Here is a 24,525-nt window from a genome sequence, read left to right on the forward strand (position 1 = left end):
GCACTCGAAAGGGCGTCCATGTCCGGCTTCTTCCAGTGGCTGGCGAGCATCCCCCCGCTCGCGCAGATCCCCATCATCCTTCTGGCGTTCGCGGCGGTCGTCGCGATCATCCTCTTCTTCGTCGAGATCGCCCCGCGGCGCGGCACCGGCTACACGATCCTCCGCCTCGCCGTCACGGTCCTCCTCCCGGTGGTCCTCCTCCTCGCGTTCGGCCTCTACAACTCGGTGATGTGGGTCGCGGTCGTCGCGGCGGTCATCGGCGGCATCCTCTTCCTGCTCGACTTCCGGTCCCGCAAAGGCGCGGGCTACGGACTGCAGCTGATCGCGTTCATGGCTCCGGCCGCCTTCTTCATCCTGATCGGCCTGATCTACCCGACGATCACGACCGCGCTGAACGCCTTCATGAAGAACGACGGCTCCGGCTTCGCCGGCCTCGACAACTTCATCTGGGTCTTCACCAGCCCGGACGGCGTGACCGCCTTCCTCAACACCGTGGTCTGGGTGCTCCTCGCCCCGATCACCGCCACCGCGATCGGCCTCGCCTACGCGGTCTTCATCGACAAGAGCCGCGGCGAGAAGTTCTTCAAGCTGCTGGTCTTCATGCCGATGGCGATCTCGTTCGTCGGCGCGTCGATCATCTTCAAGTTCTTCTACGACACCCGCCAGGGCGAGCAGATCGGTGTCCTCAACGGCATCCTCACCGCGTTCGGCGGCTCGCCCGTCGACTGGCTGGGCCTCGAGCCGTGGAACACGCTGTTCCTGGTCGTCGTGCTGATCTGGACCCAGGCCGGCTTCGCGATGACGGTCCTCTCGGCCGCCATCAAGGGCGTGCCGTCCGAGCAGCTGGAGGCGGCGTCGCTCGACGGCACCAACGCCTGGCAGTCGTTCTGGAACGTCGTCGTCCCGGGCATCCGCTCCTCGATCGTCGTCGTGCTGACCACGATCTCGATCGCGTCCCTGAAGGTCTTCGACATCGTCTCGGCGATGACCGGCGGCCGCTCCGACACCACCGTCCTCGCCTTCGAGATGGTGCGCCAGTTCCAGCTCGGCGCCCGCAGCGGCTACAGCGCGGCCCTCGCGGTCATCCTGTTCCTGCTCGTGCTCCCGATCGTCGTCTACAACGCCCGCCAGCTCGCCAAGCAGAGGGAGATCCGATGAGCGTCACGCCCACTCCGATCCAGGTTCCGGTCGACCGCAGCACCGAGCGCGCGCTCGCCCGCGGCGAGTCGAAGATCGAGGCGGCCAGCGGCAAGGTCCGCAAGGCGACCACCTCGCGCGGAGCGACGCTCGCGGCCGCGATCATCGCGGCGATCTGGACCATCCCGACCCTCGGGCTGTTCATCTCGTCGTTCCGCCCCGCGAACGACATCAAGACGACCGGCTGGTGGACGATCTTCGCCAACCCCGGCTTCACCCTCGACAACTACGCGAACGCGCTCAACTCCGGCGACAGCCTGACGCTGGGCAAGGCGTTCGTGAACTCGCTGGTCATCACGCTGCCGGCGGCGCTCATCCCGATCACGATCGCCAGCCTCGCGGCCTACGCGTTCGCCTGGATCGACTTCAAGGGCCGCAACACGCTCTTCGTGCTCGTGTTCTCGCTGCAGATCGTGCCGATCCAGATGGCCCTCGTGCCGCTGCTGCAGCTGTTCTCGGACGGCCTGCGCATCGGCAACCTCTACATCCTCCCCGGACTCGGAGTGAACGGGTTGGACGGCTCGTACGCGAAGGTGTGGATCGCGCACACGATCTTCGCGCTCCCGCTGGCGATCTTCATGCTGCACAACTTCATCTCGGAGATCCCCGGCGAGGTCATCGAGGCGGCGCGCGTGGACGGAGCCGGCCACGGCCAGATCTTCTTCCGCATCGTGCTGCCGCTGTCGGTCCCGGCGATCGCCTCGTTCGGCATCTTCCAGTTCCTCTGGGTCTGGAACGACCTGCTGGTCGCGACGGTCTTCACCTCCGGGCAGGGCTTGCCGATCACGAAGGCTCTGCAGGACCTCTCGGGCTCGTACGGCCAGTCGTGGGAGCTCCTCACGGCCGGCGCGTTCATCTCGATCATCGTCCCGCTGATCGTGTTCTTCGCCCTCCAGCGCTTCTTCGTCCGCGGCCTCCTCGCCGGCGCGACGAAGGGCTGACGGTCCGCGGCACCGCCGTCTGCGGCGTTGTCGTCGTCGGCAGTAGCTCCGCTACAGCTCTCCTCCTCCGCCTTGCAGCCGACGGCGCCGCGAACCGCCAGCGAGTGCGAGGGAAGGCCCGGGTCCTGCTCACGCAGGGCCCGGGCCTTCTGTCGTTTCCGGCTCGTCGGTGCGGGTGCCCCCATGCTGATCGAGCAGCCCGCGAAGGGGGGCCGCTCATGCTGATCGAGTAGCCCGCGAAGCGGGCGTATCGAGATCCACCACCGTCAATACCTGAGTCCGCAGACCCGCCGTGCTGGTGCCGTCGGGTCTCGATACGCCCCTGCGGGGCTACTCGACCAGCATGAAGGCGGTGGCCGGACAGGCATGCCGCGGACGGTCGGTGATCCATGCCGGTCGAGTAGCCGCGGGACGCGGCGTATCGAGACCCGGGGAGCGGAGTCCGCGGAACGCGGCCCGTCGGGGTCGGCAGGTACGCCGCCGAGGGCCCGCCGCTGAGCACATCTTCGCCGTGGGCGGAAGCCGCGGGCGGTGTCGGCGGCCGGGGTTATGGTCGAGCGATGAGCAGGATGGGTGACGTCGCGAGCGGCGGCGGGATGCGCGCGGGCGCGGTGCGCGGGAAGATCTCCAGCAGCGACCCCGACGCCCAGCGGCGGAAGAACTCCGACGCTCCGCGGATCGACCACCTCTTCTCCCGGATCGCCTCGCTCTTCCACGCCCACCGCACGAAGCTCACTCTCACCGTCGCCCTCGTGCTCGTCGGCGCCGCCCTCACCGTCGTGCCGCCGCTGCTCACCCAGCTCGCCTTCGACCGCGGGCTCTTCCCGCCCGGCGGCCGCCCGAACCTCCCCGTCCTGCTCGAGCTGGTCGGCGTGATGGTGCTGATCTGGGTGGTCTCCGCCGTGCTCGGCGTCTGGCAGACCTTCCTCACCGCCACGGTCGGCAACAGCGTGATGGGCGAGCTGCGCATCCGGCTGTTCCGCCACCTCCAGGCGATGGAGCTCGGCTTCTTCACCCGCACCCGCACCGGCGTCATCCAGTCGCGCCTCGCCAACGACGTCGGCGGCGTGGCCAGCGTCCTCACCAACACCGTCTCGAGCGTGCTCGGGAACACCGTCACCGTGATCGCGGCCGTCGTCGCGATGCTCCTGCTCTCCTGGCAGATGACGATCGTCGCGGTGGTGCTCACTCCGGTGCTCGTGATCGCGCAGCGCCGGGTCGGCCAGGTCCGCGCCCGGATCGCCACCAAGACGCAGGAGTCGCTGTCCGAGATGACGGCGATCACGCAGGAGACGCTGAGCGTCTCGGGCATCCTGCTCGCCAAGAGCTTCGGCCGTCAGGAGTCGGAGGTCACCCGCTACGCCGATGAGAACGGCCGGCAGATCGACCTCCAGGTCCGCCAGCAGATGTCCGGGCAGTGGTTCTTCGCGACCGTGCAGATCTTCCTCTCGGTGATCCCCGTGGTCGTCTACCTCGTGGCCGCCTGGCTGATCCTCGGCGGGACGACCGTCACCGCGGGCACCGTCGTCGCGTTCACGACCGTGCAGGCCCGGTTGATGTGGCCGCTGCTCGGGCTGATGCGCGTCGCGCTCGACCTGCAGACCGCCGGTGCGCTCTTCGCCCGCATCTTCGAGTACCTGGACCTGCGGCCCGCCATCGCCGACCGCGCGGGCGCCCGCGACGTCGACGGCGAGCTCGGCCGCGTCGAGCTGGACGAGGTCGTCTTCCGCTACCCCGACCAGACCGACGACGTCCGGCCGACCCTCGACCACGTCTCGGTCTCGATCGCGCCGGGTGAGTTCGTCGCCTTCGTCGGTCCCTCCGGCGCCGGCAAGACGACCATCTCGTACCTCGTGCCCCGGCTCTACGACGTCACCGAGGGCTCCGTCCGCTTCGCCGGCACGGACGTCCGGGAGCTGCGGCAGGAGTCGCTCGTCTCGCACATCGGCATCGTCAGCCAGGAGACCTACCTCTTCCACGCGACGATCGCCGACAACCTCCGCTACGCCCGCCCCGGCGCGACGCAGGAGGAGCTGGAGGCGGCCGCCCGGTCCGCGAACATCCACGACACGATCGCGTCCTTCCCCGACGGCTACGACACCCTCGTCGGCGAGCGCGGCTACCGGCTCTCCGGCGGCGAGAAGCAGCGCCTCGCGATCGCGCGGGTGCTGCTGAAGGACCCGGCCGTGCTCATCCTCGACGAGGCGACCAGCGCACTGGACACCGTCTCGGAGCGGATCGTGCAGACCGCCCTCGACGACGCCGCCCGCGGCCGCACCACCATCGCGATCGCGCACCGCCTCTCGACGGTCGTCTCGGCCGACGTCATCCACGTCGTCGATGGCGGACGCATCGTCGAGTCGGGCACCCACCTCGAGCTGATCGAGCGCCGCGGCCTCTACGCCTCCCTCTACGCCCAGCAGGTCGAGACGGCCCTCAGCTCCTGAGGACGCCCTCGGCCACTCCGTCGCTCCCGCTGTCGCATCCCGCCGAGCGGACCTGCAGCGGCGTCGACTCTCGGGCCGTCTCAGCGCTGAGACCCCGGTCGACTCCGTCTCAGCCCTGAGACGGCCCGAGAGAGGGGATCGCCCGGTCGCTGTGCGGGGTGATGGTGCAGGACATCAGCTGAGACGGCCCCTCATCGCCGATGGCGGATGAGCACGGCTCTCCGCTGACGTTCTGCACGCAGGACGCCGGTCAGACCGCCGGGCGGTCGGTGAGCATCTGCTCCATCAGGGAGATCTCGGCCTCCTGGGCCTTCACCACGGAGGAGGCGAAGTCGGTGGCGACCGTGGCGCGGCTGCGGGCGAGCAGCGCCTCGGCCATGTCGATCGCGCCGCGGTGGTGGGCGATCATCAGCTCGAGGAACCTGCGGTCGAAGTCGCGGCCGGTGAGCGTGCTCAGCTCGGCGATCTGCTCGGGCGTCGCGAGGCCGGGCATGCTCTCCGGGACGACGTCCTCCTCGGTGGACATGCCCATCGAGGAGTGCTCGTCGGCGGCGCCGGCGAGGGTCGGCCGGCCCATCCAGGTCATCGACGGCTCGGGGGCCGCCTGCGGGAGGCCCCAGGAGTTCAGCCAGCCGAAGAGCTGACCGGCCTGCTGCTGCTGGGTGAGCAGGATGTCCTTCGAGACGGTGAGCACCTCGTCGTCGGCGCTGCGGTTCCGCGCGATCATCGCCAGCTCGGCGCCCTGGAGGTGGTGCACCTGCATGTCGCGGGCGAAGCCGGCCTCCGCGCTGGTGCTCGACGGGGTGGCCGAGGAGGAGAACGGGGCGAGGGCGCCGAAGAGGTAGCCGCCCGCCGCGCCCAGGAGGAGGGCGACGACGGCGACGGCCGCGACGAGGAGGCGGCCCCTACTGCTTGCCGGGCGCATCGATGCCTCCGGTGCACGGGGCACCGGGCTCGGGTGCGGTCGAGGACTGCCAGAAGCGCTCGATGAACGCGTCGATGCGCGGGTCCTCGGGGGAGTCGATGGCGACCTGGGCGTCCCAGGCGCTGAGCACGATGGGGGAGTCGAGACCCTCGTAGGGCGAGACGACCGCGTAGGTGTCGGGCATCGCGGCGATCAGGGCGTCGACCTCGCTCTGCGGGAGGGACGGGTCGTAGGTCGCCCAGACGGCGCCGTGCTCGAGGTCGTGCACGGCGTTCTCGTTCGGGACGGGCTCGTTGTAGACCCCGCAGTTCATCCAGACGGCGTTGTGCGGGCCGCCCGCGGGAGGGGTCTGCGCGTAGTCGACGGTGCCGGCGACGTGGGTCGCGTCGTTCTCGAAGGTCTGCAGGCCGTCGATCTGCCGGGCCTCGACGATCTGCTGGTTGCCGAAGACGGTGACGGCGACGATGCCGCCGATCGCGACGACGGCGAGGGCCGAGAGCGACCAGATCCAGATCCGGCCGCTGCGCTTGCGCTTGGCCTGCTCGCGCTTGTAGGCCTCGACCTTGTCCTGGCGGGCGCGGTTCTTGGCGGACATCGTGTCTTTGGGCACGGTGGCGTCTCTCGTTCTGATCGCGGGGTGGCGCGCCGGGGGAGGCGCAGGCGCCTGAGAGGCGCTCTCAGAGGATAACGAGCGAGGCTCCGGATCGGATCAATGCGGGGTGGGAGTGCTCGGGGTGGGCGGGTCTCGATACGCCCCTCCGGGGCTGCTCGACCAGCATGCAGCGCAGAGTGGTCGGGCCGCGCTCGCAGAGGGCGTCGCCTCATGGTGATCGAGTAGCCCTCGAAGAGGGCGTATCGAGATCCGCCGCGCTCAGCCGGTGAAGGTCAGCCAGAGGAGCAGGCCGTTGAGGACGATCAGGAAGAGGGCAGCGAGGATCGCGCCGAGGGTGGTGAACCAGCGGTTCGCCTGGTCGCCCATCAGGGCGCGGTCGCGGGTGAGGGCGACGAGCGGCACGAGTGCGAACGGGATGCCGAACGAGAGCACGACCTGGCTGAGCACGAGCGCGCGGGTCGGGTCGAAGCCGATCCCGAGCACGATCAGCGCCGGGATCAGCGTGACGAGGCGGCGGGCGACGAGCGGCACCCGCAGGTTCAGCAGCCCGTGCATGATCTCCGCGCCGGCGTAGGCGCCGACCGAGGTCGAGGCGAGGCCGGAGGCGAGGAGGCCGACCGCGAAGAGCGTCGCGACGACCGGGCCGAGGGCCGCGCCGATCGCGGCGTGCGCACCCTCGAGGCTGTCGGTGCCGGCGACGCCGGACAGCGAGTGCGCGGCGAGCAGCAGGATCGCGAGGTTCACGGTGCCGGCGATCGCGAGGGCGACGGTGACGTCGATCCGAGTGGCCGTGAGGATCCTCCGGCGGGCGGTCACCCCGTCGACGCGGCCGAAGCGGTCGCGCGCGAGGGCGGAGTGCGCGTAGATCGCGTGCGGCATCACGGTGGCGCCGAGGATCGACGCGGCGAGGAGCACCGACTCGGAGCCGTCGAAGCGGGGGAGGAGCCCGGCCGCCGCCGCGCCCGCGTCCGGCGGATCGACGACCACGCCCACGGTGAAGCCGACGGCGATGACGACCATCAGCGCCGTGATCACGCGCTCGAACGGCTGCGCGCCGCCGCGGGTCTGGATCACCAGCAGCACCAGTGACACCGCCCCGGTGACGAGTCCGCCCGCGAGCAGCGGCAGTCCGAACAGCAGGTTCAGCGCGATCGCGCCGCCGATGACCTCGGCGAGGTCGGTGGCGATCGCCACCGTCTCGGCCTGCAGCCAGTACGCCCGACGGCCCCAGCGGCCGCGGAGGCGCTCGCCGAGCAGCTCGGGCAGCGACTTGCCCGTCATCAGGCCGAGCTTGGCCGAGAGGTACTGGATCAGCCAGGCCATCAGGTTGCCGAGGACGACCACCCAGACGAGCAGATAGCCGAAGCGGGCGCCCGCCGTCATGTTGCTGGCGACATTGCCCGGATCGAGGTAGGCGACTCCGGCGACCATGGCGGGGCCGAGCAGTCTGAGCAGGCGTGCATCGGCCGGACCCCGCGTCGTGGCGGTGATCGGAGGGGTCATTGCAGGCGGTGTCCGTTCCGGTCGGCGGTGACGCGAGGACCCCCACGATAGGGCACTCCTCTGCGCTGAACCACTCTCCCGCGGACCGTGCCGGGGCCGCGTCCGGGGGTCTCGGCGACCCCCGTCATCCGGCGATCCGCGGTTGATACGCTGGCCGCATGACCCTCGATCGAGCCCTTCCCGCACGCCCGGACACCGGGATGGCGTACGCCGATTCGGTGCTCGACCTGATCGGCGACACCCCGCTCGTGAAGCTCGGCCCGGTCGCCTCCGGCGTGCAGGCCACCGTCCTGGTCAAGGTGGAGTACCTCAACCCCGGCGGCTCGTCCAAGGACCGCATCGCGACCCGCATCATCGACGCGGCCGAGCGCGACGGCCTGCTGAAGCCCGGCGGCACGATCGTCGAGCCGACCAGCGGCAACACCGGCATCGGCCTGGCCCTCGTCGCGCAGCAGCGCGGCTACCGCTGCGTGTTCGTCCTGCCCGACAAAGTCGGCGAGGACAAGCGGAACGTGCTCACCGCGTACGGCGCCGAGATCGTCGTCACCCCGACGGCCGTCGCTCCCGAGGACCCGGACTCCTACTACTCCGTCTCCGACCGGCTGGCGCGGGAGATCCCGGGCGCCTTCAAGCCCAACCAGTACGCGAACCTCAACGGCCCGCTCAGCCACTACGAGACCACCGGCCCCGAGATCTGGCGCGACACCGCCGGGAAGCTGACGCACTTCGTGGCGGGCGTCGGCACCGGCGGCACCATCAGCGGCGTCGGCCGCTACCTCAAGGAGGTGTCGGAGGGCCGCGTGCAGATCGTCGGCGCCGACCCCGAGGGCTCGGTCTACTCCGGCGGCGGCGGCCGCCCGTACCTGACCGAGGGCGTCGGCGAGGACTTCTGGCCGAGCGCCTACGACCCGAGCGTCGTCGACCGGATCATCGCCTCGAGCGACGCGGAGTCGTTCGCGATGACCCGCCGGCTCGCCCGCGAGGAGGGCCTGCTGGTCGGCGGCTCGAGCGGCCTCGCCGTCTCGGTCGCGCTCAAGGCCGCCGCCGAGCTCGGACCCGACGACGTGGTCGTCGTGCTGCTGCCCGACGGCGGGCGCGGCTACCTCGGCAAGATCTTCAACGACCGCTGGATGCGCTCCTACGGCTTCCTCGAGCACCGCGAGGAGGGCACCGTCCGCGACGTGCTCTCGGCGCGGGCCGCGAACCCCAGCACGGGCGACCTGCCGGCCCTCGTGCACGTGCACCCCAGCGACACCGTCCGCGACGCGATCGAGATCATGACGACCTACGGCGTCTCGCAGCTGCCCGTCCTCACCGCCGAGCCGCCCGTGGTGATGGGCGAGGTCGTCGGCGCGGTCGACGAGCGCGAGCTGCTCGACCGCGTCTTCAGCGGTGCGACCTCGATGACCGATCCGATCGGCGCCTCCGCCGGCGACGCGCTCCGGCTGATCGGCCTCGGTGAGAGCATCACGGCGGCCCGCGCCGCGCTGAGCGAGGCGAACGCCCTGCTCGTCACCGACGAGGGCAAGCCCGTCGCCGTGATCACCCGGCAGGACCTCCTGTCGTTCGCGACGGCCTGAGCGCCGCCCCCTCCCTTCTTCTCCACCCCCTCGACCAGGAAAGCCCCGCGATCATGCCCAAGAAGCAGCACTTCGACACCCGCGCCATCCACGCCGGTCAGGAGTTCGACCCGACCACCGGCGCCGTCGTCCCGCCCGTCTACATGACGTCGACCTTCGTCCAGGACGGGATCGGCGGCTTCCGCGGCGGCTACGAGTACGCCCGCTCGGCGAACCCGACCCGCGACTCGCTGCAGGAGCTGATCGCCTCGCTCGAGGGCGCGGACGTCGCCTACTCGTTCTCCTCCGGCCTCGCCGCCGAGGACACCCTGATCCGCGCGGCGCTCGCTCCCGGCGACCACATCGTGCTCGGCAACGACGCGTACGGCGGAAGCCACCGGCTGATCGACCGGGTGCACGCGGCCTGGGGCATCAGCAACACCGCGGTCGACATGTCGAACCTGCGCGAGGTGCAGCACGCGATCCGCCCCGGCGAGACCAAGATGCTCTGGGTCGAGACGCCGTCGAACCCGCTGATGACCATCAGCGACATCGCGGAGCTGGCCGACCTGGCGCACGCGCACGACCTGATCGTGGTCGTCGACAACACCTTCGCCTCCTCGGCGCTGCAGCAGCCGCTCGCGCTCGGCGCCGACGTGGTCGTGCACTCGACGACGAAGTACCTCGGCGGGCACTCGGACGTGGTCGGCGGGGCGCTCGCGCTGCGCTCCGGCCCGCTCGCCGAGAAGGTCGCCTTCCTGCAGTTCGCGGTCGGCGCGATCTCGAGCCCGATGGACGCCTGGCTGACCGTGCGCGGCATCAAGACGCTCGCGATCCGGATGGAGCGCCACTCCAAGAACGCTCAGGCGGTCGCCGAGTTCCTGGCCGGGCACTCCGCGGTGACGGCCGTGCACTACCCGGGGCTGCCCTCGCACCCGGGCCACGAGCTGGCGAAGCGCCAGATGTCGGGCTTCGGCGGCATGCTCTCGGTCGAGCTGGCGACGCCGCGCGCGGCGCGGAAGTTCGCGGAGTCGACCGAGCTGTTCCAGCTGGCGGAGTCGCTGGGCGGCGTGGAGTCGCTGATCGGCTACCCGAGCGAGATGACCCACGCGTCGGTCAAGGGCACGCCGCTCGAGGTGTCGGAGTCGCTGGTGCGGCTGTCGGTCGGCATCGAGGACGCGAGCGACCTGATCGCGGACCTCGCGGCGGCGCTGCCGAAGAAGTAGCGGCGCAGGCGGCCCGGGCGGAGTCCGGCGTCGCCCAGGCGTCTGCTCGCACCTCCGGCTCGTGGGATCGCGTCCGGCTCGCAGGAGTCGGCGGATTCCGCGTGCCGGAGGTGTTTCCGCGTGCCGGAGGTGCGCCCGGCAGTCACCTGCGCATGTTCGGCTCGTGATTCGCGGTCGGGCTCGCCGGATCCGGTCGTTTCCGCGTGCCGGAGGTGGTTCCGCGTGCCGGAGGTGGCCGACGGCTGGCCTTCTTCGGGCGATGAGTGGCAGTTCTTCGAGGGACGCGGTGATCCTGCCACTGCCAGCATCGGAGGCATGACCTCCTCCGCGCGCCGCATCGTCGATCTCAGTCACACCGTCGCGGACGGGCTGGTGACCTACCCGGGCCTGCCGTCGCCGCGGATCCGACCGCACCTCACGCGGGAGGCCTCGCGTGCCTCCTACGCCCCGGGCACGGAGTTCGCGCTGGACGTCATCGAGATGATCGGCAACACCGGCACCTACCTCGACAGCCCGTTCCACCGCTACGAGGGCGGCACCGACCTGGCCGGGCTCGACCTCGAGACACTGGTCGACCTCCCCGCCGTCGTCGTTGACGCGCGCGCGGCCGGACGGCGCGGGATCGACCACGACGCGCTCGGCGGACTCGACGTCTCCGGGGCCGCGGTGCTGCTCTCGACCGGCTGGGACGCGCACTTCGCCACGCCCGGGTACGCGAGCGGCGCGCCGTTCCTCACCGCGGCCGGGGCGGAGGCGCTGATCGCCGGCGGCGCGGTGCTCGTCGGCATCGACTCCGTCAACATCGACGACGTCGAGGGCGGGGGCGAGCGGCCCGCCCACAGCCTCCTCCTCGCCGCGGGAGTGCACGTCGTGGAGCACCTCCGCGGGCTCGAGCAGCTCCCCGCCGCGGGCGCCCGCTTCACCGCGGTCCCGCCCAAGGTGAGCGGCTTCGGCACCTTCCCGGTGCGGGCCTATGCGGTCCTCGGCGGCCGCTGAGACCACCGGCCGTCCAGGGGTGCCTGGTTATCCTGGACCGATGCACTCCGCCCTCGCCGCGCTCGGCCGACGTCTCCGGCCCCGCACGCGCCTCGCCGCGCTGGGGGCCCGGCTCCGCCCCCGCACCCGCCTGCTCCGCCTGGCGCGCCGGGCCCGATCCGCGCCGCAGAGCCTCCGCGAGCGCCGCGCCGCGGTCGTGGCCGCCCGCCCGATCGACCACCCGCGCTCGCTCGCGTTCCGGCGCGAGCTGCTCGGCCTCGACCTCGCCAACCGCGTCTCGCGCCGCCCGGTCGTCGACCCGGCCGGCGAGGTCGTCGTCACGATGACGACCCACGGCCAGCGGATCCGGCGCGTGCACGTCGCGATCGAGTCGATCGCCCGCGGGTCCGCCCGCCCGGCCCGGCTCGTGCTCTGGCTGGACGACCCGGCGCTGTTCACCGCGCTGCCCGCGAGCCTCGAGCGCCTGCGCCGCCGCGGCCTCGAGATCCGGCTGGTCGACGGCTACCGCGTGCACACCAAGTACTACCCGCACCTGCTCTCCGGGCGGGCGGGGGAGCGCGACCTGGTCACCTCCGACGACGACATCGTCTACCCGCGCAGCTGGCTCCGGGGTCTGCTCGACGCCCGCGCGCGCTACCCGCGCGAGACAGTGCTCTGCTACCGCGCGCACCGGGTGCTCGTCGCCGACGGCGTCGTCGCTCCGTACACGAGCTGGCCGCCCGTCGCGGACACGCGGGCCGGTTTCGACGTCTTCGGCACCTCGGTGTCCGGGCAGCTGTTCCCGAGCGAGCTGATGGTCGCGATCGCCGAGCACGGCGACGCCTTCCGGGAGGTCGCGCCCGACGCCGACGACATCTGGCTGCACGTGCGCGCCGTCGACGCGGGCTACCGCGTCGCGCAGATCGAGCCGGCCGCCGAGCTCTTCCCGTTCGTCCCGCGGACGCAGCAGACCGGCCTCTACCTCGTCAACTACTGGGACGGCGGCAACGACCGCCAGGCCGGCGCGAGCTACACGCCCGAGGTCACCGCCCGCATCGCCGCGGACGCCGGCCGGCAGGGAGCGAGCGCATGAGACTTCTCTTCCTCAGCAACCTCTACCCGCCGCAGGTGCTCGGCGGCTACGAGATGACCTGCGCCCGCGTCGCCGAGGCGATGGCCGCCCGCGGCCACGACGTCCGGGTGCTGACCACGCCGACCTACCTGCCGCCGGAGCCGTCCGGCGTCGAGGTGCACCGCACCCTGAGCCTCCGCACCTACTTCCCGCTGCCGCAGACCGGCGGCGAGATCGCCCGGCTGATGCACCACGAGAGCGCGGTGTCGCGGTTCGAGAACACCCGCATCCTGCTCGAGGAGCTGCGCGACTTCGCTCCGACCCACGTGGTGGCCTTCAACCTGCTGGGGATCGGCGGGCTCGCGATCGTCGACCTGCTGCGCCGGGTCGAGGCGGGCTGGCTGTGGAACCTCGGCGACCGCACGCCGAACGCGCTCGTCGACGGCCTGCCGGAGAAGGTGCTCGCGGTCTACGGAGCGGATCGGGCCGACCACTTCGACCGCGGCGAGATCGTGGCCGTGAGCCGCTCGCTCGTCGAGTCGATCGAGGCGGGCGGGCTGCAGCTCGGCGACGTCGAGGTGATCGGCCGCGGCGTCGTCGTGCCCGAGGACGACGGCCCGCGGACGTACCGCGAGGGCGGCGTCACGCGCTTCACCTTCGCGGCGTCGCTGGGCGAGCACAAGGGCGTCGACCTCGTGCTCGAGGCGTCGGCCGCGCTCGCCGAGCGGACCCGCGACTTCCGGGTCGACCTCTACGGCGACGGCGACGTGGACGGCTACCGCGCCGCCGCCGCCGCGGCCGGGCTCGAGGGTGTCGTGACGTTCCACGGCCCGCGCCCCCGCGACGAGGTGCTCGCCGCGCACGGGCGCGCCGACGCCTTCCTCTTCCCGACCTGGGCGGGCGAGCCGTTCGGCGTCGCGCCGGTGGAGGCGGCCGCGGCCGGCTGCGTGCCGATCGTGACCGCCGCGAGCGGAGTCGCCGAGTTCCTCGTCGACGGGGTCGACTGCGTCAAGATCCGCCGCTCGGCGCCTGCGCTGCTCGAGGCGATGAGCGACGTGGTGAGCGGCGCGACCGACCTCGAGGCCCTCGGCCGGCGGGGGCGCGCGGCGGCCCGCGGACCGCTCTCGTTCGGGCGCTCGATCGAGCTGCTCGAGCGGTCGCTGGAGCGCCGCTCGCGACCGGGCCTCGCCGAGCGCGCCGCCGACACGGCCCTCGAGGCCGAGATCATGGACAAGGACCACCGCGCGATGGACGTGCTCCACCGCCGCTTCTCCGGACGGGACGACGAATGACCGACGACCACGACTTCAGGGCCGACCCCGCCTCCGCACCGACCCGCTTCGGCCGGGGCGGCGTCGCGCTGCGCGAGGCGGTGCACCGGATGGTCGCGCCGTACTTCGAGCAGGCGCGACTGCGCACCGAGGAGGTGCGCGAGGAGGTCGCGGCGGTCCGCGGCGAGCTGGCCGGGCTCCGGGACGAGCTCGCGGCGGTGCGCGCCGAGACGGCGGCGCTGCGCGAGGAGACGGCCGGGCTGCGCGCGGCCCTCGACGAGGACCGCGCCGCGCTGGCGGAGCTGCGCCGCGAGACCGAGGAGTCGCTGGCCGTCACTCCGCCGCTGCTCACCGCCGGAGAGTCGCGGACGGCCGACCTCGAGGAGCGCGTCCGCGGCGCCGAGCTCGAGCTGCGCGCGGTGACCCGCCGCCTGGCGGAGGCGCTGGACGCCGCGGACTGAGCGCCTCAGGGAGCTGTGCTCCGTTCGGCACTTTCTGCTGGAATGCGGGGGCCGAAGCAGCAGGAAGTGGCGAACGGATCAGGCGTCGGGGTGCATTCGGGAACCGGGGCCTGATACGGGTCCGCTCGTGGACGTCTCAGGCCGGGACGGCCGTGCGGGCCAGGAGCTCCGCGATCCGGCCGGTGCAGCCGCCGCAGCCGGTGCCGGCCCGGGTGGCCGAGCCGATGCAGGCGACCGTGTCGTGACCCGCGGCCGCCGCGTCCGCGATCGTGCCGGCCGAGACGCCGTTGCACCAGCAGACCGTCGCGTCCGGAGCGAACGGGTCGCCGGTCGGGGCCGCGCCCGCGTCCGGGGCGTCGAGCCGCAGCAGACTCGAGCGGTCGGCCGGCAGCTCGGAGCCGCGCTCGAACAGCAGCGTCAGCTCCGCGCCGACGCGCGGCAGGCCGACCGAGACGAAGCCGCGCAGCACTCCGCCGACGGTGACGAGCTTCGCGTAGCCGCCCCTGGCGGGGTCGGCCCAGACGGTGACCTCGGGGTGCGGGGCGCCGTCGCACGCGTCCCAGGGCTCGGCCGTCGGATCGCCGCCCGCCACCAGGTCGACGCCCTCGGCCTTCAGCATCACCACGGCGGGGCGCGCGGCCGGCACGCGCTCGTCGGCGAGGCGACCCGCCGCCTCCGCCGCGATGCGCGCCGCGAGGCGGTCGGCCTGCTGCCAGCCGGGCCCGATCAGCCCGCTGGGGCCGCCGGGTACGCGGCCGTCCGGCAGCGCCGAGCCCCGGGCCGCGACGTGGGCGCAGTCGCCGATCGCGAAGACGCGCGGGTCCGTCCAGCTGCGCTGGTGCTCGTCGACGAGGATCCCGGTCGAGACCGCGAGGTCGGCGCTCGCCGCGAGCTCGGTGCGCGCCCCGACGCCGCAGGACAGCACGAGCAGGTCGCCCTCGATCTGCTTGCCGTCCGCGCAGACCAGCGCCTGGAAGTGCGCGCGGCCGAGGTCGTCGTGGGCGAGCAGGATGCTCTCGGAGCGGGTGTGCGAGACCATGTCGACGCCGGCGGCGCCGGCGGCCGCGGCGAGCATCCGCCCGCCGCCGTGATCGAGGTTCCGTCCCATCGGGATGTCGCCGTGATACACGACGACGACATCGGCGCCCTGCTCGGCGGCGGCGAGCGCGAACTCGACCCCGAGCACCCCGGCGCCGAGCACCACGATGCGGGACCGGGCGCGCACCGCGTCGAGCACGACGTGCGCGTCGTCGAGGTCGCGCAGCGCGACGACGCGCTCGGGCAGCGGGCTCGCTCCCTGGTCGAGCGTCGCGGGCAGCGCCGAGCGCACTCGCCGGTCGCGCCGCGAGCGCTCCATCCCGGCGAGGGTGGGCACGTTCGCCCGGGCCCCGGTCGCGAAGACGAGGCGGTCGTAGGGGAGGCGCTCGTCGTCGTGCAGGCGGACGACCCCGCGCGCGCGGTCGAGGCCGACGGCGGCGGCCCCGAGCCGGAAGACCACGCCGGCCGTCTCGGCCGTGGCGCGGTCGCCGAGGTCGAGCCGCTCGCGGGTCGCCCGCCCGACGGCGTACTCGGCCAGCAGCACGCGGTTGTAGGCGTCGGCGGATTCCGCGCCGACGACGGTCAGCGCGACCGCCCCGGCGCGGACGGCCGGCAGCAGCTCCTCGACGAAGCGCGCGCCCACCGGCCCGTAGCCGAGCAGGACGACCCGCTCGGGCGCGACTGCTCCGCTTGCCGCCGTCATCGGCTCAGACATCGAGCACCCCTTCCGCGCGGATCCAGACCCGCGTCCGCTTGAACTCCGGCATCGAGGAGATCGGATCGACGACCGCCTCGGTCAGCAGGTTGGCGCACTGCTCGCCCGCGTAGTGGAACGGCAGGAAGACCGTGTCGTGCCGGATGTCGGCCGTGACGCTCGCGCGCGCCCGCACCACTCCGCGCGCGTTGCCGACCGAGACCGGCCCGCCGTCGCGCACGCCGAGCCGGGAGGCGGTGGCCGGGTGGATCTCCAGCCGCGCCTCGGGCCGCGCCGCGTCGAGCTCGGCGACCCGCCGGGTCTGCGTGCCCGACTGGTACTGCTGGAGGTAGCGGCCGGTGATCAGCGTCAGCTCGTCGCCGACGTCGACCGGCGCCGGGGGAGCGGTGCTGACGGCGACCATCCTGGCCCGGCCGTCGGCGTGGCCGAAGCGCTCGCCGAAGAGCCGCGGTGTGCCGGTGCTGCCGACGGGGTACGGCCAGTACGCGGCGATCCCGGTGTCGAGCAGCGCGTGCGAGAGCCCGGAGTAGTCCGCGACGCCGCCGGCCGAGGCGCGGGCCAGCTCGTCGAACACCTCCGCCGGGTCGGTCGACCAGGTCGACGGCGCGGCGAGGCGGCGGGCGAGCTCGCTCAGGATCCACAGCTCGCTGCGGACGCCGGCGGGCGGGTCGAGCGCGCGGCGGCGGCGCAGGACGCGGCCCTCGAGCGAGGTCATCGTGCCCTCCTCCTCCGCCCACTGCGGCACCGGCAGCACGATGTCGGCCAGTGCCGCGGTCTCGGAGAGGAAGAAGTCGCAGACGATCAGCGTGTCCAGCGCGGAGAGCCCGGCCCGCACCGCGTCGACGTCGGGTGCCGAGACGACCACGTTCGAGCCGTGCACGAGCAGGCAGTGCACCGAGCGGCCGAGCTCGCCGAGCAGCGCGACGGCCGGCAGCCCCGGTCCCGGGATCGTCGACGGGTCCACGCCCCAGACGCCGGCGACGTGGCGCCGCGCCTCCGGATCGCGGATCGAGCGGTAGCCGGGGAGCTGGTCGGCCTTCTGCCCGTGCTCGCGTCCGCCCTGGCCGTTGCCCTGGCCGGTGAGGGTGCCGTAGCCGGAGCCCGTCCGCCCAACCAGCCCGAGCACGAGCGCGAGGTTGATCGCTGCGGTGGCGGTGTCGGTGCCGTCCACGTGCTGCTCGACCCCGCGGCCGGTCAGCACGAAGGTGCGACCGCTCGCGAGGCGGCGGGCGGTGCCGCGGAGCAGCTCAGCCGGCACGCCGGTGACGGAGGCGGTGCGCTCCGGCCACCAGGACGCGACGCTGCGGCGCACCGCGTCGAACCCGGTCGTGCGCGCGGCGAGGTAGTCGCGATCGGCCAGCTCCTCGGCGAGCACGAGGTGGGTGAGGCCGAGCAGCAGCGCGAGGTCGGTGCCGGGCGCCGGCTGCAGGTGCAGCCCGGCGCCGTCCTCGGTGAGCCGGGCGGTGGCGGAGCGGCGCGGATCGACGACGATCAGCCCGCCGCGCGAGCGCGCCCCGGCCAGGTGCGCCAGGAAGGGCGGCATGGTCGCCGCGACGTTCGAGCCCAGCAGCAGGATCGTGTCGGCCTCGTCGAGGTCGGTCACCGGGAACGGCAGCCCGCGGTCGACGCCGAAGGCCCGGTTGCCGGCGGCGGCGGCCGAGGACATGCAGAAGCGGCCGTTGTAGTCGATCCGCGAGGTGCCGAGCGCGATCCGGGCGAACTTCCCCAGCTGGTAGGCCTTCTCGTTGGTCAGCCCGCCGCCGCCGAAGACCGCGACCGCGTCCGCTCCGTGCCGCTCCTGAGCCTTCGTGACGGCCGCCGCGACCGCGTCGAGCGCCTCGTCCCAGGAGACCTCGACGAAGGTGCCGTCCGATCCGCGCATCAGCGGCGCCCGCAGCCGCTGCCCGCTCGCGAGCAGCTCCGCGGCCGTCCAGCCCTTCGCGCAGAGCCCGCCCCGGTTGGTCGGGAACTCCCGCCCCGCGATGCTCACCGGCGTCGGGTCGTCGATCCGGGTCAGCGTCATCGCGCACTGCAGTGCGCAGTACGGGCAGTGCGAGTCGGTCGGGGCGGGAGCGGCGGTCATCGTCAGATCCGGGTCCCGGTCTTCGCGGCCAGGCGGAGGTAAACGCCCGCCGTGATCGCGAGCATCACCGCGTAGGCCGCGACGAACCAGCCGAGCGCCGTCGTGTAGTCGCCGAAGGTCGTCTTCGAGTAGCCGAGCAGCTGCGGGATGACGAAGCCGCCGTACGCGCCGATCGCCGAGATCAGGCCGAGGGCCGCGGCCGCGGTGCGCTGAGCGCCGACCCCGTCGTCGCCCTTCTGCCGGGCGCGCAGGGCGAAGACGGTCGGGATCATCCGGTAGGTCGCGCCGTTGCCGATGCCCGCCGAGGCGAACAGCACGAGGAAGCCGGCGAGGAAGAGCCAGAAGCTGCCGAGCGGCAGCGTCGCGATGACGAAGAGGATGCCGGCGCCCATGGCGACGAACGCGGCGATCGTCACGGGTGCCCCGCCGAAGCGGTCGGCGAGACGGCCGCCGTAGGGCCGCGAGAGCGAGCCGACCAGGGCGCCGAGGAAGGCGAGCGTCAGCGTCGCGGAGCCGACGGAGAACTGCGAGAACTCGGGGAAGGTGTCGGCGATGAGCTTCGGGAAGACGCCCGCGAAGCCGATGAACGAGCCGAAGGTGCCGATGTAGAGCACCGCCAGCAGCCAGAGGTGCGGCTCGCGCAGCGCGGCGAGGGAGGCGGCGACGTCGGCCTTCGCCGTCGAGAGGTTGTCCATCCGCTTCCAAGCCCCGATCATCGCGACGATGATCAGCGGCACCCAGATCAGGCCGGCGAGCGGCAGGTTGACCGTGGCCGCGGCGCCGATCGTGACGGCGATCGGCACGATGAGCTGTGCCACCGAGGCGCCGAGGTTGCCGCCCGCGGCGTTCAGGCCGAGCGCGTAGCCCTTCTGAGCGTGCGGGTAGAAGAAGGTGATGTTGGCCATCGAGCTGGCGAAGTTGCCGCCGCCGAAGCCGGCCAGCGCCGCGACGAGGAGCATCACGCCGAAGGGCGTGTCCGGGTTCCCCACCGCGAGCGCGAGCCCGATGCTCGGGATGAGCAGGAGCCCGGCCGACACGATCGTCCAGTTGCGCCCGCCGAAGCGGGGGACCATGAAGGTGTACGGGATCCGCAGCGTCGCGCCGACGAGGCTCGGCATCGAGATCAGCCAGAAGATCTCGCCGGTGCTGAAGTCGAAGCCGGCCGCGGGCAGCTGGACGACCACGACCGACCAGAGCTGCCAGACGACGAAGCCGAGGAACTCGGCGAAGATCGACCAGCGCAGGTTGCGGCCGGCGACCTGTCGGCCCTCCGCCTGCCACTGCGCGGGGTCCTCGGGGTTCCAGCCGTCGATCCAGCGGCCGGGGCGGCGGGTGATGCCCGACGGGGTGGTCGTCGCGGCGCTCGTGGTGGTGGGGGCGGTGGTGGGCGGTGCAGCAGTCATCGGATCCTCCGGGGAGTGGGCGCGGGCGCGCCGAAGAGAGTGCGGGGAGAGAGCGGGGCGAGCGGCCGGGCGCCTAGGCGCTGCGGCCGAAGAGCTCGGAGACGATGTCGACCAGCTCGCGCGCGGGCGGGTCGACGGCGGTGAGCAGCGGGGCGGTGGCGAGGTCGGCTCCCGCCGAGGCGGCGAGCGAGGCGAAGTAGCCGGGGGCGAGGAGGTAGGTGGAGACGAGCACGCGGGCGCCGGGGTGGGCGGCGCGCTCGGCGGCCACCGCCTCCGGGACGCGCGGCTCGGCGGCCGAGATGAAGGAGACGGCGACCTCGCGGCCGAGCTCGGCGGCCAGGAGGCGGCCGGTGGCCCAGCAGTCGGCGACCGCGCCGGCGTCGCTCGAGCCGGCCGCGGCCAGCACGACGCGGTCGCCGTCGGCGAGTCCCGCCTCGCGCAGCCGGCGGGCCAGCACGCGGGCGAGCCGCGGATCCGGGCCCAGGGCGCCGGTCACGCGGACGGGGCGCTCCGCCTCCGCCGCGGCCTCGGCGAGGTCGACGTGCACGTGGTAGCCGGCCGAGAGCAGCAGCGGCACGACGACGGCCGGGCGGTCGGGCTCGAGGGTGCCGAGGGAGGCCGGCACGTCGGGCTGCTGCACGTCGACGAAGGAGTCGAGCACATCCGCTGCGGGGTTCGCCTCGCGGACCGCCTGGACCAGCGCGGCGACCGCGGTGCGGCCGTCGTCGTCGGAGGTGCCGTGCGAGGCGCAGACCAGCGCGGTCCGCTGGGCGACCTCGATCACTCCGTCCGTCTCCCGCACGCTCCAGGTGGCGAGGTGCAGCCGCGGCGAGGTGTAGCAGACGCCCGTCTCGAGGTCGAAGACGTCCTTGTACAGGGGCGAGGCGATCGTCGCGCGCTGCACGCCGTCGACCGCGCGGGAGCCGACGATGCCCCGGGAGAGCACGGCCGCACCGGTCGCCGGGTCGAGGTTCGAGACGGCGAAGACGCGGCCGTCGGGCAGGAGGAACAGCGCGAGCTGCACGCCGCCGACGAGCGCGGCCTCGCCCCAGAGCGGCTCGAGCTCGAGCCGGTCGCAGACGGGGACCCAGGTCGCGGCCGGAGCAGTGCGGGCCGTCGCGGGGCCGGCGGTGACGTGCTGATCGAGGAGGGTCATCGTCCCGCCTTCCGAGAGGAGTGCTGCCCGCGGCCGGTCGGCGGCGGTGAGCCCCACGGTAGAGAGCGCAGGTTTCGCGGGAGCACCCCTCCGGAGTCACGGGCGTAACGAAGCCCTCACGATGCCGGTCCGCTGTCGTGAGAGGTCGGTCACACGACGTTACGCAGGGGCAACGGGGGCGAAACCGCGCCTGCCTACGGTGGAGCCCATGACATCCCGAGGTGCGATCCCCACCGGCCCCCGACGCGTGCTCGTCGTCGGCGCCGGCCCCGCCGCCCACCGCCTGGTCGACGCGCTCGTCGCCCGCGCCGGCGCCACCGCCCTCGCGATCACCGTCTTCGGCGAGGAGGCGCACCACCCCTACGACCGCGTCGCCCTCTCCAAGCGCCTCGAGGGGATGACCGACCTCACCCTCGGCGACGGCGCGCTCTGGGAGTCGGCGACGCTCGTCACCTCCTCCCGCGTCGTGGCGCTCGACCCGGAGCACTGCCGCGTGCAGCTCGCCGACGGCCGCTGGTTCGAGGGCGACGAGATCGTGCTGGCCACCGGCTCCTCCGCCACCGTGCCGCCGATCGAGGGCGCCGAGCACGGCCGCGTCTACCGCACCCTCGAGGACGTCGACGGCCTCGTCGCCGACCTCGCCGCCTTCCGCGCCCGCCGCGGCCGCCCGGCGAGCGTCGTCGTGGTCGGCGGCGGACTGCTCGGCCTCGAGGCCGCGGGCGGCGCGCACCGGCTCGGCGCGCGCACCGCGCTGATCCACTCCGGCCGCTGGCTGATGAGCGCCCAGCTCGACGAGGGCGCGGGGCAGGCGCTCGGCCGCATCATCGCGGCGCAGGGCGTCACCCTGCACCTCGGCAACCGCCCCACCGCCGTCCTCACCTCGCCGCAGGGGACGGTGCTCGGCGTCACGATGACGGACGGCACCAGCATCGGCGCCGACATGGTCGTCTTCTCGATCGGCATCACGGCGCGCGACGAGCTCGCCCGCGCGGTCGGCATCGAGGTCGCGCCCCGCGGCGGCGTCGTCGTCGACGAGGCCTGCCGCACCAGCCGCCCGCACGTCTGGGCGATCGGCGAGGTCGCCGCGATCGACGGCCGCACCGTCGGCCTCGTCGCCCCGGCCAACGCGATGGCCGAGGTCGTCGCCGACCGCCTGCTGGGCGGCGACGCCACCTTCCCCGGCGTCGACGACGCCACCAAGCTCAAGCTCTCCGGGGTCGAGGTCGCCAGCTTCGGCGACGCGCTCGGCGCGGGGGAGGGAGCGCTCGAGGTCGTCTACGCCGACCCCGCCCGCGGGCTCTACCAGAAGATCGTCGTCTCGGACGACGCGCGCACCCTGCTGGGCGGCATGTTCGTCGGCGACGCGGGGCCCTACTCCTCGCTCCGCCCGCTGCTCGGCCGCGAGCTGCCCGCGGAGCCCAGCGCCTACCTCGCGGCGGCCGGCGGAGAGGCGCCCTCGGGCGACCTGCCCGACGACGCCCAGCTCTGCTCCTGCAACAACGTCTCGGTCGGCGACGTCCGCCACGCGATCGGCGAGGGCTGCACCGAGCTCGGCCCGCTGAAGGCCTGCACCCGCGCCGGCACCCAGTGCGGCTCCTGCGTGCCGCTGGTGAAGAAGCTGCTCGACACCGAGCTGACCCGCGCCGGCGTCGAGGTGTCGCGCGCGCTCTGCGAGCACGTCTCGCTCAGCCGCAGCGAGCTGTTCGAGTCCGTCCGGATCCTCGGCCTGTCCTCGGCCGAGCAGGTGATGGAGCGCTTCGGCTCGGGCCTGGGCTGCGACGTCTGCAAGCCGGTGATCGCCTCCGTGCTCGCGACCCAGACCAACGGCTACATCCTCGACGCCGGCCAGGCGCCGCTCCAGGACACCAACGACCGCGCGCTCGCCAACATGCAGAAGGACGGCACCTACTCCGTCGTCCCGCGGGTGCCGGGCGGCGAGATCACGCCGGCGAAGCTCAAGGTGATCGCCGAGGTCGCCGAGCAGTACGGCCTCTACACGAAGATCACCGGCGGCCAGCGGATCGACATGTTCGGCGCGCGCCTCGAGCAGCTCCCCGAGATCTGGCGCATCCTCGTCGACGCCGGGATGGAGTCGGGCCAGGCCTACGGCAAGTCGCTGCGCACCGTGAAGTCCTGCGTCGGCTCGACCTGGTGCCGCTACGGCGTGCAGGACGCGGTCGGCATGGCGATCTTCCTGGAGGAGCGCTACCGCGGCCTGCGCTCGCCGCACAAGTTCAAGCTCGGAGTCAGCGGCTGCGCCCGGGAGTGCGCCGAGGCGCGCGGGAAGGACATCGGCGTGATCGCGACCGACACCGGCTGGAACCTCTACGTCGGCGGCAACGGCGGCTACCAGCCCGCCCATGCGCAGCTGCTCGCGCAGGACCTCGACGACGAGACGCTGGTGCGCTACATCGACCGCTACGTCATGTACTACGTCCGCACCGCCGAGCGGCTGCAGCGGACCGCGCGCTGGCAGGAGGACCTGCCCGGCGGCCTCGACCACGTCAAGGAGGTGGTCTGCGAGGACTCGCTCGGGATCGCGACCGAGCTGGAGGCGGCGATGGCCACCCACGTCGACACCTACGTGGACGAGTGGGCGGCGACGCTCGCGGACCCGGACCGGCTGCGCCGCTTCCGCTCGTTCGTCAACGCGCCCGACACCGCGGATCCGCGGGTGAGCACCGTGCGCGAGCGCGGGCAGAGCCGGCCGGCGGGGCGCGACGAGCGCTCGGACGGGCCGGTGCTCGTGGCCGGGACGTCGATCCCGATCGGGCCGGGCGCGGTCTCCGTGGTCGGGCCGTCGGCCTCGGTGCCGGCGCCCGCGCCGCTCGCACCGTTCGCTCCCTCTGCTCCCGGATCGGAGGCGTGATGCAGCTCTCCGTCGATCTCACCGGCCGCCGCGTCCTCGTCGTCGGCAGCGTCGCCGGCACCCGCCGCGTCCTCGCGCGCTACCGCGCGGCCGGCGCCCGGGTCGAGCGCTGGGACGCGGACGACGCGCTGTGCCTGCGCCTCACCTCCGCGTCGCTCCTGCCCGCCGCCCGCCCCGCCCTGCTCGCCTGGGTCGAGGGGGCCGCGTCGCTCCGCTCGGCCGCGGCCGCGGAGGCCGCCCGGCACGGCGTCTGGGTCGTCGACGAGGAGCCCGCCGCGCACCGCCGCGTCGGGCACGTGAGCATCGTCGGCGGCGGACCCGGCGACCCCGAGCTGATGACCCTCGCCGCGCACCGGGCCCTCCGCGAGGCCGACGTCGTGCTCTTCGACCGCCTCGGCCCGCACGACGGCCTCGCCCACTGGGCGCCCGGCGCCGAGCTGATCGACGTCGGCAAGACCCCCGGCCACCACGCCGTGCCGCAGCACGAGATCGAGCGGCTGATGGTCTCCCGCGCGCTCGACGGGCTCGAGGTCGTCCGGCTGAAGGGCGGCGACCCGTTCGTCTTCGGCCGCGGGTCGGAGGAGGTGCGCGCCTGCCGCGTCGCCGGCGTGCCGTTCACGATCGTTCCCGGTGTCACGAGCGCGATCTCGGTCCCCGCCGCCGCCGGCATCCCGGTCACCCACCGCGAGGTCAGCCGCGCGTTCACCGTGGTCTCGGGCCACGCGCCCTTCAGCGAGGAGGAGCTCGGGCACCTGGCCGGGCTCGGCGGGACCCTGGTCGTGCTGATGGGCGTGAACACGCTCCCGCACCTCGTCGCGGGACTGCAGCGCGCCGGGATGCCGGCCGGGATGCCGCTGGCGATCGTCGAGCGCGGCTGGTCGCACGCCCAGCGCACCACGATCTCCTCGGTCGGCGGGGTGCTCGGCCTGCTCGCCGAGCTGGCGCCCCGCTCGCCCGCGGTCATCGTGATCGGCGAGGTCGTGCGCCAGGCGGCGTGCGATGATGCTCAGGATCCCGAGAGCATCGCCCGCGCGGTCGATGCGCTCACCCTGTGACCGCCCGAGGGGGCCG

Annotated in this window: 18 protein-coding genes; 11 read left to right on the forward strand and 7 right to left on the reverse strand. The window is 73.3% G+C overall.

The genetic code is table 11. The features are described from left to right. Window positions 1–18: 18 nt before the first annotated feature. From EDF45_RS18285 to EDF45_RS18295, 3 genes are all read left to right on the forward strand, one after another. Window positions 19–1,158: a carbohydrate ABC transporter permease gene (locus EDF45_RS18285; RefSeq protein WP_123705268.1), complete on the forward strand. Its 1,140-nt coding sequence runs from the start codon at window positions 19–21 to the stop codon at window positions 1,156–1,158. Next, complete coding sequence (locus tag EDF45_RS18290; protein ID WP_123447787.1) at window positions 1,155–2,138, forward strand: carbohydrate ABC transporter permease; 984 nt, start codon at window positions 1,155–1,157, stop codon at window positions 2,136–2,138. The genes EDF45_RS18285 and EDF45_RS18290 overlap by 4 nt, the downstream gene beginning before the upstream one ends. 569 nt (window positions 2,139–2,707) lie before the next feature. After that, on the forward strand, window positions 2,708–4,585 hold the full coding sequence (locus tag EDF45_RS18295; protein WP_123737354.1) for an ABC transporter ATP-binding protein: 1,878 nt from the start codon (window positions 2,708–2,710) through the stop codon (window positions 4,583–4,585). Between the two features lie 250 nt (window positions 4,586–4,835). On the opposite strand, the gene EDF45_RS18300 is transcribed toward EDF45_RS18295, so the two are convergent. From EDF45_RS18300 to EDF45_RS18310, 3 genes are all read right to left on the reverse strand, one after another. Then, on the reverse strand, window positions 4,836–5,510 hold the full coding sequence (locus tag EDF45_RS18300; protein WP_123737353.1) for a DUF305 domain-containing protein: 675 nt from the start codon (window positions 5,508–5,510) through the stop codon (window positions 4,836–4,838). Next, a complete protein-coding gene (locus tag EDF45_RS18305) occupies window positions 5,491–6,120 on the reverse strand; it encodes a DUF3105 domain-containing protein (protein ID WP_260303445.1) in 630 nt (209 codons plus the stop codon). The genes EDF45_RS18300 and EDF45_RS18305 overlap by 20 nt, the downstream gene beginning before the upstream one ends. A gap of 261 nt (window positions 6,121–6,381) precedes the next feature. Continuing rightward, entirely contained in the window at window positions 6,382–7,626 is a 1,245-nt protein-coding gene (locus tag EDF45_RS18310) for an Nramp family divalent metal transporter (RefSeq protein WP_123447783.1), read from the reverse strand. A gap of 200 nt (window positions 7,627–7,826) precedes the next feature. Between EDF45_RS18310 and EDF45_RS18315 the strand changes: the two genes are divergently transcribed. The 6 genes from EDF45_RS18315 to EDF45_RS18340 all read left to right on the forward strand — a co-directional run bounded on the left by EDF45_RS18315 (window position 7,827) and on the right by EDF45_RS18340 (window position 14,190). Then, window positions 7,827–9,206 carry a cystathionine beta-synthase gene (locus EDF45_RS18315; RefSeq protein ID WP_123447782.1) on the forward strand — a complete coding sequence of 460 codons (1,380 nt, stop codon included), beginning with the start codon at window positions 7,827–7,829 and terminating at the stop codon, window positions 9,204–9,206. 53 nt (window positions 9,207–9,259) lie between these two features. Further along, on the forward strand, window positions 9,260–10,411 hold the full coding sequence (locus EDF45_RS18320) for a cystathionine gamma-synthase (protein WP_123447781.1): 1,152 nt from the start codon (window positions 9,260–9,262) through the stop codon (window positions 10,409–10,411). Between the two features lie 315 nt (window positions 10,412–10,726). Continuing rightward, the gene (locus EDF45_RS18325; RefSeq protein ID WP_123737352.1) at window positions 10,727–11,407 is read left to right on the forward strand and encodes a cyclase family protein; all 681 of its coding nucleotides are present in this window, start codon (window positions 10,727–10,729) and stop codon (window positions 11,405–11,407) included. 40 nt (window positions 11,408–11,447) lie between these two features. Beyond that, complete coding sequence (locus EDF45_RS18330) at window positions 11,448–12,479, forward strand: glycosyltransferase (protein WP_123737351.1); 1,032 nt, start codon at window positions 11,448–11,450, stop codon at window positions 12,477–12,479. Beyond that, entirely contained in the window at window positions 12,476–13,750 is a 1,275-nt protein-coding gene (locus tag EDF45_RS18335; protein WP_123737350.1) for a glycosyltransferase family 4 protein, read from the forward strand. The genes EDF45_RS18330 and EDF45_RS18335 overlap by 4 nt, the downstream gene beginning before the upstream one ends. Further along, a complete protein-coding gene (locus EDF45_RS18340) occupies window positions 13,747–14,190 on the forward strand; it encodes a hypothetical protein (RefSeq protein WP_123737349.1) in 444 nt (147 codons plus the stop codon). The genes EDF45_RS18335 and EDF45_RS18340 overlap by 4 nt, the downstream gene beginning before the upstream one ends. Before the next feature lie 136 nt (window positions 14,191–14,326). On the opposite strand, the gene EDF45_RS18345 is transcribed toward EDF45_RS18340, so the two are convergent. The 4 genes from EDF45_RS18345 to nirD form a co-directional block, all read right to left on the reverse strand. Then, window positions 14,327–15,943, reverse strand: coding sequence for an NAD(P)/FAD-dependent oxidoreductase (locus tag EDF45_RS18345; RefSeq protein ID WP_260312279.1), 1,617 nt, complete (start codon window positions 15,941–15,943; stop codon window positions 14,327–14,329). Then, window positions 15,936–18,026: a molybdopterin oxidoreductase family protein gene (locus tag EDF45_RS18350; protein ID WP_123737347.1), complete on the reverse strand. Its 2,091-nt coding sequence runs from the start codon at window positions 18,024–18,026 to the stop codon at window positions 15,936–15,938. The genes EDF45_RS18345 and EDF45_RS18350 overlap by 8 nt, the downstream gene beginning before the upstream one ends. Before the next feature lie 2 nt (window positions 18,027–18,028). Beyond that, window positions 18,029–19,429 carry an MFS transporter gene (locus EDF45_RS18355; RefSeq protein WP_123737346.1) on the reverse strand — a complete coding sequence of 467 codons (1,401 nt, stop codon included), beginning with the start codon at window positions 19,427–19,429 and terminating at the stop codon, window positions 18,029–18,031. A gap of 73 nt (window positions 19,430–19,502) precedes the next feature. Continuing rightward, window positions 19,503–20,585, reverse strand: coding sequence for a nitrite reductase small subunit NirD (gene nirD, locus EDF45_RS18360; protein WP_123737345.1), 1,083 nt, complete (start codon window positions 20,583–20,585; stop codon window positions 19,503–19,505). A gap of 208 nt (window positions 20,586–20,793) precedes the next feature. Between nirD and nirB the strand changes: the two genes are divergently transcribed. Then, on the forward strand, window positions 20,794–23,454 hold the full coding sequence (gene nirB, locus EDF45_RS18365; RefSeq protein WP_123737344.1) for a nitrite reductase large subunit NirB: 2,661 nt from the start codon (window positions 20,794–20,796) through the stop codon (window positions 23,452–23,454). Beyond that, the gene (gene cobA / locus EDF45_RS18370) at window positions 23,454–24,509 is read left to right on the forward strand and encodes a uroporphyrinogen-III C-methyltransferase (protein ID WP_123737343.1); all 1,056 of its coding nucleotides are present in this window, start codon (window positions 23,454–23,456) and stop codon (window positions 24,507–24,509) included. The genes nirB and cobA overlap by 1 nt, the downstream gene beginning before the upstream one ends. The last annotated feature ends 16 nt before the right edge of the window (window positions 24,510–24,525 follow it).

Source organism: Rathayibacter sp. PhB186, assembly GCF_003751825.1.
Classification (GTDB): domain Bacteria; phylum Actinomycetota; class Actinomycetes; order Actinomycetales; family Microbacteriaceae; genus Rathayibacter; species Rathayibacter festucae.

Bases quoted from the DNA above. Each gene is read 5' to 3' on its own strand.
- EDF45_RS18285 (WP_123705268.1), top strand. From the start codon at position 19: ATGTCCGGCTTCTTCCAGTGGCTGGCGAGCATCCCCCCGCTCGCGCAG.
- EDF45_RS18290 (WP_123447787.1), top strand. From the start codon at position 1,155: ATGAGCGTCACGCCCACTCCGATCCAGGTTCCGGTCGACCGCAGCACC.
- EDF45_RS18295 (WP_123737354.1), top strand. From the start codon at position 2,708: ATGGGTGACGTCGCGAGCGGCGGCGGGATGCGCGCGGGCGCGGTGCGC.
- EDF45_RS18300 (WP_123737353.1), bottom strand. From the start codon at position 5,510: ATGCGCCCGGCAAGCAGTAGGGGCCGCCTCCTCGTCGCGGCCGTCGCC.
- EDF45_RS18310 (WP_123447783.1), bottom strand. From the start codon at position 7,626: ATGACCCCTCCGATCACCGCCACGACGCGGGGTCCGGCCGATGCACGC.
- EDF45_RS18315 (WP_123447782.1), top strand. From the start codon at position 7,827: ATGGCGTACGCCGATTCGGTGCTCGACCTGATCGGCGACACCCCGCTC.
- EDF45_RS18320 (WP_123447781.1), top strand. From the start codon at position 9,260: ATGCCCAAGAAGCAGCACTTCGACACCCGCGCCATCCACGCCGGTCAG.
- EDF45_RS18325 (WP_123737352.1), top strand. From the start codon at position 10,727: ATGACCTCCTCCGCGCGCCGCATCGTCGATCTCAGTCACACCGTCGCG.
- EDF45_RS18330 (WP_123737351.1), top strand. From the start codon at position 11,448: ATGCACTCCGCCCTCGCCGCGCTCGGCCGACGTCTCCGGCCCCGCACG.
- EDF45_RS18335 (WP_123737350.1), top strand. From the start codon at position 12,476: ATGAGACTTCTCTTCCTCAGCAACCTCTACCCGCCGCAGGTGCTCGGC.
- EDF45_RS18340 (WP_123737349.1), top strand. From the start codon at position 13,747: ATGACCGACGACCACGACTTCAGGGCCGACCCCGCCTCCGCACCGACC.
- EDF45_RS18345 (WP_260312279.1), bottom strand. From the start codon at position 15,943: ATGTCTGAGCCGATGACGGCGGCAAGCGGAGCAGTCGCGCCCGAGCGG.
- EDF45_RS18350 (WP_123737347.1), bottom strand. From the start codon at position 18,026: ATGACCGCCGCTCCCGCCCCGACCGACTCGCACTGCCCGTACTGCGCA.
- EDF45_RS18355 (WP_123737346.1), bottom strand. From the start codon at position 19,429: ATGACTGCTGCACCGCCCACCACCGCCCCCACCACCACGAGCGCCGCG.
- nirD (WP_123737345.1), bottom strand. From the start codon at position 20,585: ATGACCCTCCTCGATCAGCACGTCACCGCCGGCCCCGCGACGGCCCGC.
- nirB (WP_123737344.1), top strand. From the start codon at position 20,794: ATGACATCCCGAGGTGCGATCCCCACCGGCCCCCGACGCGTGCTCGTC.
- cobA (WP_123737343.1), top strand. From the start codon at position 23,454: ATGCAGCTCTCCGTCGATCTCACCGGCCGCCGCGTCCTCGTCGTCGGC.